General features: G+C 58.3%; 11 protein-coding genes and 1 pseudogene. 6 read left to right on the top strand and 6 right to left on the bottom strand.

Going from position 1 to position 15276, the window contains the following annotated elements:
- The first annotated feature begins 214 nt into the window (after positions 1-214).
- Positions 215-457 (top strand): hypothetical protein, encoded by a 243-nt coding sequence (locus RYC18_RS01390; RefSeq protein WP_002555214.1) that lies wholly within the window; start codon positions 215-217, stop codon positions 455-457.
- A gap of 79 nt (positions 458-536) precedes the next feature.
- Here the strand turns inward: RYC18_RS01390 and RYC18_RS01385 are convergent, their stop codons facing one another.
- The 5 genes from RYC18_RS01385 to RYC18_RS01365 all read right to left on the bottom strand — a co-directional run bounded on the left by RYC18_RS01385 (position 537) and on the right by RYC18_RS01365 (position 5297).
- Positions 537-1154, bottom strand: a complete 618-nt coding sequence (locus RYC18_RS01385) for an FKBP-type peptidyl-prolyl cis-trans isomerase (RefSeq protein WP_004655498.1) — start codon at positions 1152-1154, stop codon at positions 537-539.
- A gap of 153 nt (positions 1155-1307) precedes the next feature.
- Complete coding sequence (locus RYC18_RS01380; RefSeq protein ID WP_016982587.1) at positions 1308-1616, bottom strand: DUF6482 family protein; 309 nt, start codon at positions 1614-1616, stop codon at positions 1308-1310.
- Positions 1617-1724: 108 nt separating this feature from the next.
- On the bottom strand, positions 1725-2213 hold the full coding sequence (locus RYC18_RS01375) for a TIGR00645 family protein (protein WP_003313787.1): 489 nt from the start codon (positions 2211-2213) through the stop codon (positions 1725-1727).
- A 133-nt stretch (positions 2214-2346) separates the two neighbouring features.
- The gene (locus tag RYC18_RS01370; protein WP_011169498.1) at positions 2347-2676 is read right to left on the bottom strand and encodes a hypothetical protein; all 330 of its coding nucleotides are present in this window, start codon (positions 2674-2676) and stop codon (positions 2347-2349) included.
- A gap of 185 nt (positions 2677-2861) precedes the next feature.
- Positions 2862-5297, bottom strand: a complete 2436-nt coding sequence (locus RYC18_RS01365) for a Lon protease family protein (protein ID WP_005733673.1) — start codon at positions 5295-5297, stop codon at positions 2862-2864.
- A gap of 275 nt (positions 5298-5572) precedes the next feature.
- On the opposite strand from RYC18_RS01365, the gene RYC18_RS01360 reads away from it, so the two are divergent.
- The 4 genes from RYC18_RS01360 to RYC18_RS01345 all read left to right on the top strand — a co-directional run bounded on the left by RYC18_RS01360 (position 5573) and on the right by RYC18_RS01345 (position 9044).
- Positions 5573-6061, top strand: a complete 489-nt coding sequence (locus RYC18_RS01360; protein WP_003379721.1) for a DUF3015 domain-containing protein — start codon at positions 5573-5575, stop codon at positions 6059-6061.
- Positions 6062-6133: 72 nt separating this feature from the next.
- Complete coding sequence (locus RYC18_RS01355) at positions 6134-7987, top strand: DUF4105 domain-containing protein (protein ID WP_005745344.1); 1854 nt, start codon at positions 6134-6136, stop codon at positions 7985-7987.
- 135 nt (positions 7988-8122) lie between these two features.
- On the top strand, positions 8123-8476 hold the full coding sequence (locus RYC18_RS01350; protein WP_002555223.1) for a hypothetical protein: 354 nt from the start codon (positions 8123-8125) through the stop codon (positions 8474-8476).
- Between the two features lie 70 nt (positions 8477-8546).
- Positions 8547-9044 carry a GreA/GreB family elongation factor gene (locus RYC18_RS01345; protein ID WP_004655509.1) on the top strand — a complete coding sequence of 166 codons (498 nt, stop codon included), beginning with the start codon at positions 8547-8549 and terminating at the stop codon, positions 9042-9044.
- Between the two features lie 66 nt (positions 9045-9110).
- Here the strand turns inward: RYC18_RS01345 and ettA are convergent, their stop codons facing one another.
- Positions 9111-10775 carry an energy-dependent translational throttle protein EttA gene (gene ettA, locus RYC18_RS01340; protein WP_003368689.1) on the bottom strand — a complete coding sequence of 555 codons (1665 nt, stop codon included), beginning with the start codon at positions 10773-10775 and terminating at the stop codon, positions 9111-9113.
- Between the two features lie 1241 nt (positions 10776-12016).
- Between ettA and RYC18_RS01335 the strand changes: the two are divergent.
- A pseudogene (locus RYC18_RS01335) lies at positions 12017-14995 on the top strand (EAL domain-containing protein); the annotation flags it as partial.
- Positions 14996-15276 lie beyond the last annotated feature (281 nt).

The raw sequence follows: 15276 nt of genomic DNA, 5'->3' as shown, positions 1-15276 counted from the left end.
TCCCACGCTGGAGCGTGAGGAACGATAAGCTCAATGGCGACTATCGTGCGACGCTCTGCGTCGCATGCCGTTCTGGACGCTCTGCGTCCAACCCTTCCTGAACATCCACTGACCTGGATCAACCATTCAGCGCAAAATGAGAATTAATCTCAATAGTGCCTTGCTATTATCCCGATAAGAATTATTCTCATCTTACTTGCACAGGAGATGAGACATGACCTATTTGATCGATGCATGGCTGGACCGGCCCCACCCTTACCTGAGAATTCTTCATCGCGAGACGGGCGAAGTGTGTGCGGTGCTGGAAGAGGAAGCGCTGGAGGAGTTACGTGATCAGGGCGATCTGGATGTGTGCAGCTTGAGTTCCAGCGAACCATTGGTGCTCAAGGAGCTGGTGAGAAACCTGTTTCTGTTCTGCTATGCGCGGGCGTTACGCCCGATGGGTGAGTTGCACTGAGCATGGAGCATCAGCACAACCCCGCCGCTGAACGAATCAGCGCGATTCGTTCAGCGACCCTCTGGATCGACCGGGTCGATTACAGAACGTCGAGCAGTTCCACGTCGAACACCAGCACGCTGTGCGGTGCGATGCTGCCCACGCCCTGAGCGCCGTAAGCCAGCTCGCTCGGTACGTGCAGACGCCATTTGCTGCCAGCGTTCATCAGTTGCAGCGCCTCGGTCCAGCCAGCAATCACGCCGCTGACCGGAAATTCCGCAGGCTCGCCACGATCGTAGGAGCTGTCAAAGACGTTACCGTCGATCAGCGTACCGTGATAGTGCACGCGCACCTGATCTTCACGGGTTGGCTTGGCGCCAGCGCCAGCGGTCAGCACTTCGAATTGCAGACCCGAGGCCAGCGTGGTCACGCCTTCGCGTTTGGCATTTTCAGCCAGGTAAGCCTTGCCGGCACCCGCAGCCTGTTCAGCCTTGGCGGCCGCTTCGGCCTGCATGATTTCACGGATGACCTTGAAGCTGGCGGACATTTCTTCCTGACCCACACGGCTTGGCTGACCGCCAAATGCATCACGCAGGCCTGCCACGATGGCTTCCAGGTCGACACCCGGTGGCGGGTTGTCGCGCAACTGGTCGCCCAACTGACGGCCAATGCCGTAGCTGACGCGGGTTTCATCGGTGGACAGATTGACTTCGGACATGACACTGCTCCGCAGAGGGGCACGCAGTCGGCAATCACGCAATACCTGAACGGCAATCACGCTATACCCTGATGCGCCCCGAACCAAAAGGGCGAGCAGCCTAGCACAATTGCCGCTACAGCCCCTACCGCAGCAGCAATACGCGGCTGGCGATCAGGACCAGGAGGAATGAAACGAGATCGGCATGCGCATCTCGGAACGGTCATTGACCGGCATGCCGCACAGCTCGTCATGCACCACACAATGGACCAGGTAAAAAGGCACCACCGGTATGTCCTTGAGCAAATCCCGCGCATGCTCCACCGAGCGAAGATGCAAGGTCTTGCCTGCCGGGTCCTTGAGCATCATCGAAGTGCCATTCATGCGCACATCCAGCAGATAGATGCCGCCTTCGATGGAGATCAGGTTCAGCTCATCGACCCGCCCGGCCTGGGCGTGTTCGATAAATTCCTGATAATTCATGATCGAACCTCCTGCGCAAATGCCTGATGCATCGGAACGGACGTTTTACAACACACAGCGCCGACATACCAGAAACGATAACGCCCGCCCCTTTCATCGCGTGTCGCCTTAGTGCTTGGTGACCTTGTCCAGATAGCCCATCGCAAACGCGGATATCACGAAGGTCATGTGGATAATCACGTACCACATCAGGTATTCAGGCTTGATGTTGGTGGCATCCATGAACACCCGCAGCAGGTGGATGGAGGAAATTGCCACAATGGAGGCCGCCACTTTCATCTTCAGCGAAGACGAATCCATGGTGCCCAGCCAGTTGAGCTTTTCCTTGTCCTCATCGATGTCCAGCTGCGATACGAAGTTCTCGTAGCCGGAAATCATCACCATCACCAGCAAACCACCCACCAGCGCCATGTCGATCAGCGACAGCAGCACCAGAATCAGATCAGCTTCGGCCAGCGAGAAGATATTGGGGATGACGTGAAAGATTTCCTGGAAGAATTTCAGACACAACGCCAGCAGCCCAAGGGAAAGACCGAAATAGATCGGCGCCAGCAGCCAGCGCGATGCGTACATGGCATTTTCAAAAAAACGTTCCATTGATACTCGCAAGGTGTTTTGAAGGAGCGGGCGAGTATATCAGCGGTAACGCGCTGCTCTGGAGATGCGACAAAATATCGCACAGCGCGCATATACGCACTGTCAGGAGACCGGCATGCATAGCGCAGACTGGCTAGAAAAGCGATGAGCGCTCACACACCACCATGCCACTGTTGATACGTCGCAGTTCAGCTTGAATATGCAAGGTCCATATCGGTACATCATCGGCGCATTGATAACCATGCAGCGACAGGCTCTCGATAATGCTCGTCAATACCGCCTGCGCCGCTGGCAGGCCGTTGAACGGTCCTTGGGATTTGATCGCGGAGGGCTGTTCTTCAGCCATGCCGGCTGCGAAGAGCACCATCCATTGTCCACCATCGTGGGGAAGAGGCCGAATGACACATTCGATGCGGGTCATCAGCCCCATGCATTCTCGGGTAAGGCAAAGGCTACGCTGCATGATGCGCTCCTGATCAGCAACAGTATTCATCCGTCTGGCAAAGCAGGATGTGCGCCAATCCGATTGGCCACTGCGGTCATGATCAAGATTAGAAGAAAACCGTCCCGCAGAAAATATCCCTGATGAACGGATCGCTGGTGAACGCAATACCGGACGGTTTCAGCACCGCCCGGCTAGCGCCGTTGTCAGACCTTCAGTTCAGGTTGTAACTGGGCTGGCTCCTTCTCCAGCTCTTCCTTGAGGTCTTCGTCGCTGAGCATTTCCGCGATGTCGCGCAAGCGCTCGACCACACGTGCATTCACGCTGCCTTCCGGAAACTCGCCATTCTCGTCAGGCGCACCGGCAGGCTCGCCGACCAGCAGGCTCAAGGCCTCATCGGCCTGACGTACCGCATAGATATGGAATTGCCCGTCACGCACGGCCTGAACCACACGCTCATCCAGCATCAGCGTGGTGACGTTGGCGTGCGGAATGATAGCGCCCTGCTCGCCCGTCAGCCCGCGAGCCTCACAAAGACGGAAGAAGCCTTCGATTTTTTCGTTGACCCCGCCCACCGCCTGCACTTCGCCGAACTGGTTGATGGAACCGGTGATTGCGAAGCACTGCTTGAGCGGTGTGCGCGACAACGCTGAAATCAGCGTACAGGCCTCGCCCAGCGACGCACTGTCGCCGTCCACGTAACCGTAGGATTGCTCAAGCGCGATACTCGCGGATATCGCCAGCGGGAATTCCTGAGCGTAACGACTACCCAGGTAGCCGGTAAGGATCATCACGCCCTTGGAGTGAATCGGCTGGCCAAGATTGACCTCGCGCTCGATGTCGACAATCCCGCTGCCACCCGGATAGACCGTGGCGGAAATACGCGCCGGCACGCCAAACGCCGAATCACCGACCTCCAGAACCGTCAGGCCATTGCATTTGCCGACCGCGGCACCGTCAGTGTCGATGAGGATCACACCCGCCATCATGTCATCGAGAATCCGCGCGGAAACCCGCCCGGTGCGCGTGGCCTTGGCCTTCAGCGCACGCTCGATATGCCCGGCGTCGGTCTTGTCGTCACTGGCCAGCTGGCGGATGAAGTCTGCCTCGCTGACCAACTGGAACAGATCGCCGATACGCGCCGACAAACGCCCCTGGTGTTCAGCCAGTCGAGCGCTGTAGGTTGCCAGTCGCGCCACCGCATCGGCGGTCAAAGGTGCCATGCCCTCTTCTGACGTTCGGGTTTTCAGCAACTGAGCGAATTGCTCGAGCGTTTCATCGACCATCGGAATTTCTTCGTCGAAATCGACCAGTACCCGAAACATCTCCTGAAAGTCAGGATCGAGGTCTTGCAGGGTGTAATACAGCGAGCGCGAACCAATGATGATGATCTTGACGTTCCACGGAATAACCTGCGGCGTCAGGCTCACGGTTGCCACGCGCCCCAGCTCGCCCAGCGGTGATTCCATCTTCAGCTTGCGCGACTGCAGGGTGCGCTTCAGCGCGTCCCAGACGAACGGCTCGCCGAGCATTTTTTCGGCTTCCAGAATCAGAAAGCCTCCATTGGCGCGATGCAGCGCACCGGGCCGCAACTGGCGATACGTGGTGTACAGCGCGCCCTGATCAGTGCTGTATTCGATACGCCCGAACAGGTTGTCATACGTAGGATGCTGCTCGAAAACCACCGGTGCGCCGCCGTCACGGGTATTGCCGACCACCAGGCTCGGGCTGTACTGCTCTTCCAGTAACTTGCGTGCCTGAGCGTCGGTCTTGGCATCGTCGACCAGTTGCTCGACCAAGGTCTTGAGCAGGTACACCTGCATCGCTTGCAGGTACGCACAGACCGCAGCGTTCTCGGCGTACTTTTCCGAGAGCGGCGCCAACAAAGGCTGCAAGGTCAGCGTGATGGTTTCTTCGTTCAACTGACGAAGCTGGTTGTTCGACTCACGCTTCCACTGCGGCAGGCTGGCCAGCTCTTCGTTGAGGCGCTCCTCAAGGGCGGAGATATCTTCGTGAAAACGCTCGCGATCAGCCTCGGGCAACTGCGAAAACTCGGCCTCGTCCAGCGCCTTGCCATCGGCCATCGGCGTGAAGGCGATGTTGGAGCTGTCGCGATACAGCGCGATGTCCTTTTCCAGCGACAGGCGCTCGATCACATCCAGTGCGCGGTCGTAGCGCTGATTGAACGCACGGTCGATCGAGCTTTTCTTCTGCTGATAGGACGGGTGCTCGAATACCGCCGGAAAGGTCACCAACAGGTTATCGATCAGGCCACCGATGTCGGCCGTGAATTCATGCGCAGTGCCCGGTGGCAGTTCCAGCGCCTTGGGCTCGCGGGGCTCATCGAAATTATTGACGTAAACCCAGTCCGAAGGCGTCTTCATCCGCTTGCCTTCGGCCTTGAGGTAGCGTTTGACGAACGAAAAGCGGCCAGTGCCGGGTTCACCCATGACAAATACGTTGTAACCAGGGCGCGGCATGGCAACGCCGAACTGCAAGGCCTCTACGGCACGCTCCTGGCCTAGCACACCGCGAAAGGGTTCAAGCTCGTTAGTGGTCGCAAAGCTGAACTGCTCAGCGGAAAACGGACGGGTCAGCGCATGTGGCGCCAGGCGTAGGTTGGCTGCGACAGAATCGGGCATCAGTAATCCTTACATCAGGCGGGGCAGATGTCGGCATTCTGGCGCTCGCCGTACAAGACTTGCAAGGCAGGAAAAACCGAAAGGCACTTACAGCCTTAAAGCCATAGCCCGCTGCCCGGAAAATTTCTATTTTCGGCAATAATCTGTAATAGCTCACGGAACCCTTGGAACCCGCCTAAGCTCCAAACTGCACAGGTGGTTGCTGGTTGGCCGTCTGTCTTGATGTGACTACTCAAGAAACTCGACCCTTGGCTGAACTAAAAAGAGAAAAAGCTATGAAACGGATTCTTCTTGGAACGCTCTTCGCCGCTGTATCCATCAACGCTATGGCTCAAGCGCCAGGCGGTCCGGACTGCGGCTGGGGCAACATGCTGTTTGAAGGTCAACGCGGCACTCCAGCTCACTTCCTGGCCTCAACCACCAACGGCACCTCGGGTAACGCCACCTTCGGCATGACCTCCGGTACCAACGGCTGCTCGACCAACAGCGCACTGACTTACGGCGGTAAATCCTGGCTTGCCATGAACGGCATGATGGATGAACTTTCCAAGGACATGGCGATGGGTCAGGGCGAAGCACTGACTACCTACGCTGTGGTATTGGGCGTTGCACCAGAAGATCGTGAGCACTTCGCTGCGGTCACTCACGAGCACTTCTCGCAAATTTTCAGCAAGGCCGACGCCACCGCTGAAGACGTTCACACCAACACCGTCAACGTTCTGAAAAACGATCCGACTCTGGCCAAGTACGCTACCCAGGCTTAAAGTCGTTCGCCCGCCTTTTCATCGCAAAAGGCGGGATCACCTTTCCTGACTTCTCTTGACTAGTTGCCCTCTATGCTCAAACGTCTTGTCTCGCTGGCGCTGTTTGTCTGTGCCCCCTTGTCTGCGGCACCTCATGCTACCGCTGACCGTTTGCAGCAATTGGCCAATGAGCCGTTCTGGATTTCACTGGGTCACTACGAGGCAGGCAAGCTCGGCGGTTGGCGCAGCTATGTGACAGACCCGAAATTCTTTCTCGCTGCGGACGGTGCACACGACCCGAAGGCGGAATTGAGCGCGACACTTGACGCCATATACGCCCCCGTAACCAACGAACAGACCCACGCCCAGTGCGTGTACCCGGCACGCACCCGCTGGCTGCGCGACCAGTTGCAACTGACTGACCTGCCCACGCCGGACTGCAAAGAGTTCAAGGCCTGGTACAAGGATGTGGCACCAGACAGCACCGTGCTGATTTTTCCGGCCGCGTACCTCAACAGCCCCTCGTCGATGTTCGGCCACACGTTACTGCGCATCGATCCGGCCAGCGCGAAAACCAACAACACCACGTTACTCAGCTATGCGATCAACTTCGGTGCCTACATCGAAGGCATGGACAACAGCATTCTGTATGCCTGGAAAGGCTTGGCTGGCGGCTATCCGGGCTTGTTCGCACTGGTGCCCTATCAGGAAAAGCTCTCGGAATACCGCAGCCTGGAAAACCGTGACCTGTGGGAATACCGTCTGAACCTTACCCCGGAAGAAACCGGGCGCATGGTTGAACATGTCTGGGAATTGAAACAGATTCGCTTCAGCTATTTCTTCTTCGACGAAAACTGCTCGTACCGTCTGCTGGAATTGCTGCAGGTCGCACGACCCGGGCTGAATCTCACCGAGCAATTCGGCCTGACTGCGATCCCGACCGATACGGTCAAGGCGATCAAGGCCGCAGGGCTTGTGGAAAAGATCGACTATCGCCCTTCTCGCGAGCGGGAATTGCTGAGCCGCGCCGAGCCCCTTGATGCCGACGAACAACAGTGGGTGCTGAAAGTCAGCGCCGATCAGAAACAACTGCAAAACAGCGAGTACCTCGCCCAGCCGAAAGAACGACGCGCGTTGATTCAGGACGCGGCCTACCGTCTGGAGCGCTACCGCGCCAACGGGCTTGAACGCGACACGCAGCGCTCGCAACGCAGTTTCGAGTTGCTGCAGGCGATCAATCAGAACCCGCCGCCACAGCTGGACATCCCGCGCCCCGGCCTGCCGGAAGAAGGCCACGAATCACGTACCTGGCAACTGGGTGCGGGCACACGCGGTGACAAAGCGTTCGCCGAATATGGCCTGCGCATGGCCTATCACGACCTGAACGACAACGCTTACGGCTTTCCGCTGGGTGCGCAGATCGAGATTCTTCAGCTCAAGGTGCGCCAATACGAAGGTAACGACTGGCAAGTTCAGCAGTTGGACCTGGCCACCATTCGCTCCCTGACCCCGCGTACCGAGCTGCTGAAACCCTGGTCATGGCAAGTTACCGGCGGGCTGGAACGGGTACTTGGCAAACATGGCGATGAAAACCTTGTCAGCCATGTCAACGGTGGTGGCGGCGGTACCTGGCAATTGGGCGACGAAGTGCTGGGCTTTGCGCTGGGCACTGTAAGGGTCGAGCACAACAACGACTTCGCCGAATTCATCTCTCCCGCTGCTGGTTTCAACACTGGCTTACTGTGGCGCAACCCGCTGGGCAACCTGAGCCTGGAAGCCAAGGGCGACTACTTCACCAACGGCGAAGTACGCCGCAGCGTCAGCCTCAATCAGCAGTGGGAGCTGTCGCGCAATCTCGGTTTGCGCCTGAGTGCCCAACGCGAGTTCAGCCAGATGAGCTCGCCGCAGAACGAAGTGATGCTTGAGGTGAAGTGGTATCACTACTGACAGGATAAGTGCAAAAACTGCGGGCGGCGCTGCCTCAAAAAAAAGGCACGCTGCCATCACCTATTCCCTACATCGCTTTTACAAATAACTCACAAATTACCTTCTAGACTCCTCTCATAAGTAGAGGGAACCACCATGAAGCGGTATTGGGTGTTGTTGTCGCTGGCCATCGTGCTGGCAGGTTGTCAGTCCACCCGTGACCAGATGTTGGCCGAGGGTTATCCGCCGGGTTTTGCAGACGGTTATCAGGATGGTTGCAGCAGTGGCAGGGACGCAGCAGGTGCCAGCACCGGTCAATTCAGAAAAAACGTACCCCGCTATCTGAAGGACAAGCTCTACGCCCAAGGCTGGACTGACGGTTTTCGCCAGTGTCAGGCCTCGCAGGATAACCGCGACCGACTCGACCCCGGCCAGGTCTTCAACGATCGTGACCGTGCCTGGGAGCGGGAAAAGACCCGCAGTGCAGCCAAGGCCTATCGCCCAAACTGACGCACGCGGGAAGATCGACGAAACCAATGATGCCCTCTTGTGGCCCAAAGCTCATTAGGGAGGACACCTCATGAGCCGCGCATTTGTAAACGAAGACAACGCTGCCGCCGATGCCGAGCAACCGGTAGAGCGGCTGGTCAGCGCACAGACCAATTACGTCACCGCCGAGGGCCTGAAGTTGCTCAAGAAGCACGTCAGCAGCCTGCAGGCGCAGCACAGTGCGCAAACTGCGTTGGGAGACGCCGCCGATAAACAGCGCCAGGCTGACCTTGAACGCGACCTGCGTTACTACACCCAGCGCCTGCAAAGTGCGCAGGTTGTGACGACGGCCGTGTCGACCGAAAAAGTACAAATTGGCAGTTGGGTCACGTTCGCGGATGAAGAAGACAACCGCCAGCGCGTGCATCTGGTCGGGGAGGATCAGGCGGATGCCGCCAAAGGGCTGATCAACTGGGGCTCGCCGCTGGGACGTGCATTGATCGGTGCGCAGAAAGGCGATGAAGTGGTGTGGGAGCGGCCGGCGGGAAATCAGTCGATTGAAATACTGCTGATCGAGCCGGATGCTTAAAGCGTGCTGATGAACAATAACGGCAGCGCCGTTCCCGATCAGGAACGGCGCGTGCCTAAACGCTGATCAGGCCAGCTTCTTGTGACGCACACGATGCGGCTGGGCAGCGGCTTCGCCCAGACGTTTCTTGCGATCCGCTTCATACTCGGTGTAGTTACCCTCGAAGAAGATCGCTTGCGAATCGTCTTCGTACGCCAGGATATGCGTCGCCACACGGTCAAGGAACCACCGATCGTGGGAGATCACAATGGCGGCGCCCGGGAAGTCCAGCAGCGCTTCCTCCAGCGAACGAAGGGTTTCAACGTCAAGGTCGTTTGACGGTTCGTCGAGCAGCAGCACGTTGCCGCCCTCTTTCAGGGTCAGCGCCAGATGCAGACGGCCACGCTCACCACCAGACAGGTCCTTGACGAACTTCTGCTGATCGCCACCCTTGAAGTTGAAGCGGCCAACGTAGGTGCGCGACGGGATTTCATAGTTGCCGATACGGATCACATCGGAACCGTCGGACACCGCCTGAAACACCGATTTGCTGCCGTCCAGGTCATCGCGGCTCTGGTCCACGCAGGCCAGCTGTACGGTTTCACCGACTTCGATGCTGCCCGAATCCGGCTGTTCCTTACCCATCAGCATACGGAACAGGGTCGATTTACCGGCACCGTTACCACCGATCACGCCAACGATGGCGCCTTTAGGCATGGAGAACGACAGATTGTCGATCAACACACGGTCGCCGTAGCCCTTGGTAACGTTCTTGAACTCGATGACCTTGTCGCCCAGACGCGGACCGGCCGGGATATAGATCTCGTTGGTCTCACTGCGCTTCTGGAATTCCTGCGACTGCATTTCTTCGAAGCGTTGCAGACGCGCCTTGGATTTGGACTGACGCGCCTTGGCGCCCTTGCGGACCCATTCCAGCTCGTCTTTCATGGCCTTTTCGTGGGCGGTCTGTTGCTTGGACTCCTGAGCCAGACGGTCGGACTTGGCTTCAAGCCAGCCGGAATAATTACCCTCGTAAGGAATACCCGCACCGCGGTCGAGTTCCAGAATCCAGCCGGCTACGTTATCCAGGAAGTAACGGTCGTGCGTGATCGCAACCACGGTGCCCGGGAAGTCGTGCAGGAAATGCTCCAGCCAGGCGACAGAGTCGGCATCCAGATGGTTGGTCGGTTCGTCGAGCAGCAGCATGTCCGGTGCAGAGAGCAACAGGCGGCACAGCGCAACACGGCGTTTTTCACCACCTGACAGGACCGAAACCTTCGCATCCCAGGCGGGCAGACGCAGTGCGTCGGCGGCTACTTCCAGCTGGCGTTCCAGGTTATGACCGTCGCTGGCCTGCAGGATCGCTTCAAGCTTGGCCTGCTCGGCTGCCAGCTTATCGAAATCAGCGTCCGGCTCGGCATATTCGGCGTAAACCTGATCAAGACGCGCCTGGGCGTCCTTGATGACGCTGACCGCCTCTTCAACCACTTCACGGACCGTCTTGTTCGGGTCAAGTTGTGGCTCTTGCGGCAGATAACCCACATTAAGCTCGGGCATCGGACGTGCTTCGCCGTCAAACTCGGTGTCGACGCCAGCCATGATTTTCAACAGCGTGGACTTGCCCGAACCGTTGAGACCCAACACGCCGATCTTGGCGCCGGGGAAGAAAGACAGAGAGATGTTTTTCAGGATTTCACGCTTCGGCGGCACAACTTTGCTCAGCCGATGCATGGTGTAGACGTATTGAGCCATGAAATGAAAACCTAGCGTCTGTGATGAGGACCGATTTAGAACGCGAGCTTAAAGCTCCGGCCGGAAAAAAGCTTTTATTTGTCCGCAAGACTTGCCGCGAGACCGTTCCGAGCCTTGAATGAACCCAGGCAGAAACAGATCGGGGCCGTGCTGACACATATAAAGCCTGGTCGATATTGCAAAAAGTGGAGTCACTCATGCAGGAGTCGGTGGATACCACGCGTTGCGCAAAGCTACCCGAATGCAGCGTGCAGGGCAAACGATCCGGCCCAATGGGGCTGGCACTCTGCCACAAGTAAAGGCATGCTAGCCGCCCTCTTTGGGCGGCCTGCTCATTTTACATAAAGCATCGCTGCTTCAGTCCAGCAGTCAGGAACAACGATTTGCCCACTTCAACGCCTCTGCCGTCATCCAGTGTCGCTACAGACAGTGCGACCAGGCCTTTGCGCGGCTCAGTGAAAGGTATATTGGCCGCGCTGGTGTTGGTGGTGCTTGCACTGCTGTTCTGGCAATTGATCGAGCAGTTTCATCAGACTCAGGAACGCCAGCGTCAGCGCAGCCTGGAGTACAGCATCCAGCTTTCTGACCGGATGAGTCTGAACATGGCACTCAAGGCGCAAATCGCCATGAACCTGCTGGACGAGGCGCAATCCTCCGGAGACCGGCTGGAGCAGCCGACGGCACTGGCAAGCCTGCGTACTGCCCTGCCCGCGCTGCGCAGCGCCGCGCGGCTAAACCCGACGGGTGACATTGTCGGTGACAGCGCCGAGGCATCCCGCGACGGAGAGTTTCTCCGACAGGCCATGAAAAAGGCCCAAGGCCACCCCTATTTCTACACCGGCACCGAAGACGTCAAACAGATTTATATACTGATTCGCCAAGGCGGTGGCGTTAGCGGCGATTACTGGGCGCTACGCATGGCACCCGACGCCTTGAAGGACCTGGCAAGCCAGCCAGCTCAGGACTTTCAACATATCTGGCGCCTGGAGCAACGCAAGACCCAACGGGTTCTCCTCCGTGAACCGGCACCCTCCAACGAGGCGGACAGCGGTCTTTCCGATACCGTTCTGCTTCAGCCACTGAGTAACAGCGACTGGCAACTGCGAGGCCTGTTCGATGCCTACAAGGCCCGCAGCGAGCTGCTTGCGCCTCTGATCGGCAAGTGTCTGATCGGCCTGCTGCTGTCGATCCTGCCACTGATCGCGCTGATGAGCCTGCGCAAACGCCAGCGCCAGATGCTGCAAAGCCGCCGCCGCTATCGCGATATCTTCGAGGGTGCGGGCGTTGCGATCTGCGTCATGGACATGTCGGGTCTGCAAGAGCAACTGGAAGCACTCCAAGTCAGAACGGACGAAGACTTCGAACTTCTGCTCAAAAGCCAGCCTGCCTCGCTGAAAAGACTGTTGCAGCAGTTGCGAATCAACGAACTCAACGAAGTTGCTCTGGGCCTGCTGGAAATAGAACACAGTGAACAGGCGTGGCAGCCGTTGATCGAGGGCGAATCGCGCTCGCGCCCCGGCATCGGCGTTCAGGTTATTCAGGCTGTTCTCGCCGGGCTGCCCAGGCTGGAACTGGAAATATGCCTGACACGCGCGAGCGGCCAGGACCAGCATCTATGGCTGGTCATGCGCCTGCCCGAGTCACGTAGCGACTTCGATGCCGTTATTCTCAGCATCGGCGATATCACCAGCCGCAAACAGATCGAGCTGTCCTTGCTGGACCGCGAGAGCTTTTGGTCCGACGTGGTGCGAACCGTGCCGGACCACCTGTACGTTCAGGACGTACTCAGCCAGCGAGTGATCTACAGCAACCACCATTTCGGCTACACGCTGGGCTACAGCAAATCCGAGCTGCGCGCCATGGGCGAGTTCTTCTGGGAAATCCTGCTGCACCCCGACGACGCCAGAAGCTATCAGGACATGCGCCTGCGCCAGCGCCATCACGGCCATAACGAGTTATTGCAATGCGTGCTGCGCTTTCGGGATCGCGAGAACAACTGGCGCTGCTTCGATGTGCGCGAGCAGGCGCTGGCCTGGGACGCAGAAAACCTGGTCACCCGCATCATCGGCATCGCCAAGGACATTACCGAGCAGGTCGCGTCCAGCCAGTCGCTGCGTGACAGCGAACAGCGTTACCGGATGCTCGCTGAAAGCATCAGCGATGTGATCTTTTCCACGGATGGCCAGTTGGCAGTCAATTACGTCAGCCCCTCGGTGGAACGCGCGCTGGGGTACAGCGCCGAATGGATTCTCCAGAACGGCTGGTCCGCCGTCATTGCCAACCCTCAACAAGTGATCGGTTTCGATGCGCTCATCAGCCGCATCGGCAAGGTGCTGCACAAACCTCAGGAACTCGCCAGATTGCGCGAAGAGGTGACGACCAGAATGTTTCTGTTCGACTGCCTGCGTGCAGACGGTCGCAAAATCCCGGTGGAATTGCGGGTGGTTCTGGTGTGGGACGAAAACGGCAATTTCGAGGGCATCTTCGGGGTCGGCCGGGACATCAGCCAGCAGCGTCGGGCAGAAAAAGACCTGCGCATGGCCGCCACCGTATTTGAACACTCGACATCGGCGATCCTCATTACCGACCCTGCCGGCTACATCGTTCAGGCCAACGAGGCGTTCACCCGCGTCAGCGGCTATGAAGTTGCCCAGGTGCTCGACCAGCTACCGGGCATGCTCACGGTGGAATCGGAACAGGAAAACCACTTGCGCTACATCCTCAAACAATTGAACGGCCAAGGCACCTGGGAAGGTGAAATCAGGCTCAAGCGCCGTAACGGCGAACACTACCCGGCCTGGGTCGGCATTACCGCAGTGCTCGACGATGAAGGCGATCTGGCGAGTTATGTGTGCTTTTTCAGCGATATCAGCGAGCGCAAGGCCAGTGAAGACCGTATCCACCGTCTGGCCTACTACGACGCCCTGACTCACCTGCCCAATCGCACCCTGTTTCAGGACCGCCTGCATTCGGCGCTGCAACACGCCGAGCGCCAACAGGCCTGGGTGGTGCTGATGTTTCTCGACCTGGACCGCTTCAAACCGATCAATGACTCTCTGGGCCATGCCGCTGGCGACCGGATGCTTCAGGAAATGGCCACGCGGCTACTCGCCTGCGTGTCTTCCGATGACACCGTGGCGCGTATGGGCGGGGATGAGTTCACCCTGTTGCTGCAGCCGGACACCTCGCGCGAAGCCGCACTGACTCGCGCCATTCACGTGGCCGAGCGGATTCTGACCAGTCTGGTAACGCCGTTTGTGCTTGAAGGCCGCGAGTTCTTTGTCACTGCCAGCATCGGCATCGCACTCAGTCCGCAGGACGGCAAGGAACTGAGCCAGTTGATGAAGAACGCCGACACGGCGATGTACCACGCCAAAGAACGTGGCAAGAACAACTTCCAGTTCTATCAGGCGGACATGAACGCGACCGCTCTGGAGCGTCTGGAGCTGGAAAGCGACTTGCGGCATGCCCTGGAACAGCAGGAGTTCACCCTCTATTACCAGCCGCAGTTCAGCGGCGACGGCAAGCGCCTGACCGGTGCGGAAGCCTTGTTGCGCTGGCGCCATCCACGCCGCGGGCTGGTTCCGCCCAACGACTTCATCCCGGTGCTCGAAGAGCTCGGGCTGGTGGTGGAAGTCGGCGACTGGGTGCTCACTGAAGCGTGCCGTCAGCTCAAACAGTGGCATCAGGCGCGGGTTCGCGTTCCGAAAGTGTCGGTCAACATCTCGGCGCGACAGTTCTCGGACGGCCAGCTCGGCAAGCGCATCGCCAACATCCTGGAGCAGACCGGCCTGTCACCTGCCTGCCTGGAGCTGGAACTGACCGAAAGCATCCTGATGCGCGAGGTCAACGAAGCCATGCAGATCCTCGACGGCCTCAAAAACCTTGGCCTGAGTATCGCTGTCGATGACTTCGGCACAGGCTACTCGTCGCTGAATTACCTCAAACAGTTCCCGATCGACGTACTGAAGATCGACCGCACCTTCGTCGACGGCCTTCCGTCGGGCGAACAGGACGCCCAGATCGCTCGCGCCATCATCGCCATGGCCCACAGCCTGAACCTCTCGGTCATCGCCGAAGGCGTAGAAACCCACGAGCAACTGGAGTTTCTTCGCGAACACGACTGCGACGAAGTCCAGGGCTACCTGTTCGGCCGCCCGATGCCAGCAAGCCAGTTCGAAGCGCAATTCAGCAATGATGCGCTGTTCATGCTGGATTGAGGGCGAGCCTTGCGACCCGGCCATCGTCCATTTGAACGATAGCCGAACCCTTGAATATGAGTAGACTTGAGCCACTGCCTCGCACAGCGTCTATGACAGCGAGCGCTCTCCCATAACAAAGAACACAAGGGGGTAGCATGATCAGCGATACAACGTCCCTGGACAGTGTTTCCTGTCAGGTCGTCGAAGCCTTGAACAAGGTGGAAGGGATTATTGGCTGATGGTGGTAAGCCAGGCAAGACCACCGCCTGCGTTGCTGGCGGCGGTCTACCGGCTACAGA

Source organism: Pseudomonas syringae group sp. 247E2 (assembly GCF_032587795.1).
Taxonomy (GTDB): Bacteria; Pseudomonadota; Gammaproteobacteria; order Pseudomonadales; family Pseudomonadaceae; genus Aquipseudomonas; species Aquipseudomonas amygdali.
Note: the sequence above shows the minus strand (reverse complement) of the source record. Positions and strands in the feature narration are given on the sequence as shown.

Bases quoted from the DNA above. Each gene is read 5' to 3' on its own strand.
- RYC18_RS01360 (WP_003379721.1), top strand. From the start codon at position 5,573: ATGAAACGGATTCTTCTTGGAACGCTCTTCGCCGCTGTATCCATCAAC.
- RYC18_RS01380 (WP_016982587.1), bottom strand. From the start codon at position 1,616: ATGAATTATCAGGAATTTATCGAACACGCCCAGGCCGGGCGGGTCGAT.
- RYC18_RS01345 (WP_004655509.1), top strand. From the start codon at position 8,547: ATGAGCCGCGCATTTGTAAACGAAGACAACGCTGCCGCCGATGCCGAG.
- RYC18_RS01390 (WP_002555214.1), top strand. From the start codon at position 215: ATGACCTATTTGATCGATGCATGGCTGGACCGGCCCCACCCTTACCTG.
- RYC18_RS01350 (WP_002555223.1), top strand. From the start codon at position 8,123: ATGAAGCGGTATTGGGTGTTGTTGTCGCTGGCCATCGTGCTGGCAGGT.
- RYC18_RS01375 (WP_003313787.1), bottom strand. From the start codon at position 2,213: ATGGAACGTTTTTTTGAAAATGCCATGTACGCATCGCGCTGGCTGCTG.
- RYC18_RS01355 (WP_005745344.1), top strand. From the start codon at position 6,134: ATGCTCAAACGTCTTGTCTCGCTGGCGCTGTTTGTCTGTGCCCCCTTG.
- RYC18_RS01385 (WP_004655498.1), bottom strand. From the start codon at position 1,154: ATGTCCGAAGTCAATCTGTCCACCGATGAAACCCGCGTCAGCTACGGC.
- ettA (WP_003368689.1), bottom strand. From the start codon at position 10,775: ATGGCTCAATACGTCTACACCATGCATCGGCTGAGCAAAGTTGTGCCG.
- RYC18_RS01365 (WP_005733673.1), bottom strand. From the start codon at position 5,297: ATGCCCGATTCTGTCGCAGCCAACCTACGCCTGGCGCCACATGCGCTG.
- RYC18_RS01370 (WP_011169498.1), bottom strand. From the start codon at position 2,676: ATGCAGCGTAGCCTTTGCCTTACCCGAGAATGCATGGGGCTGATGACC.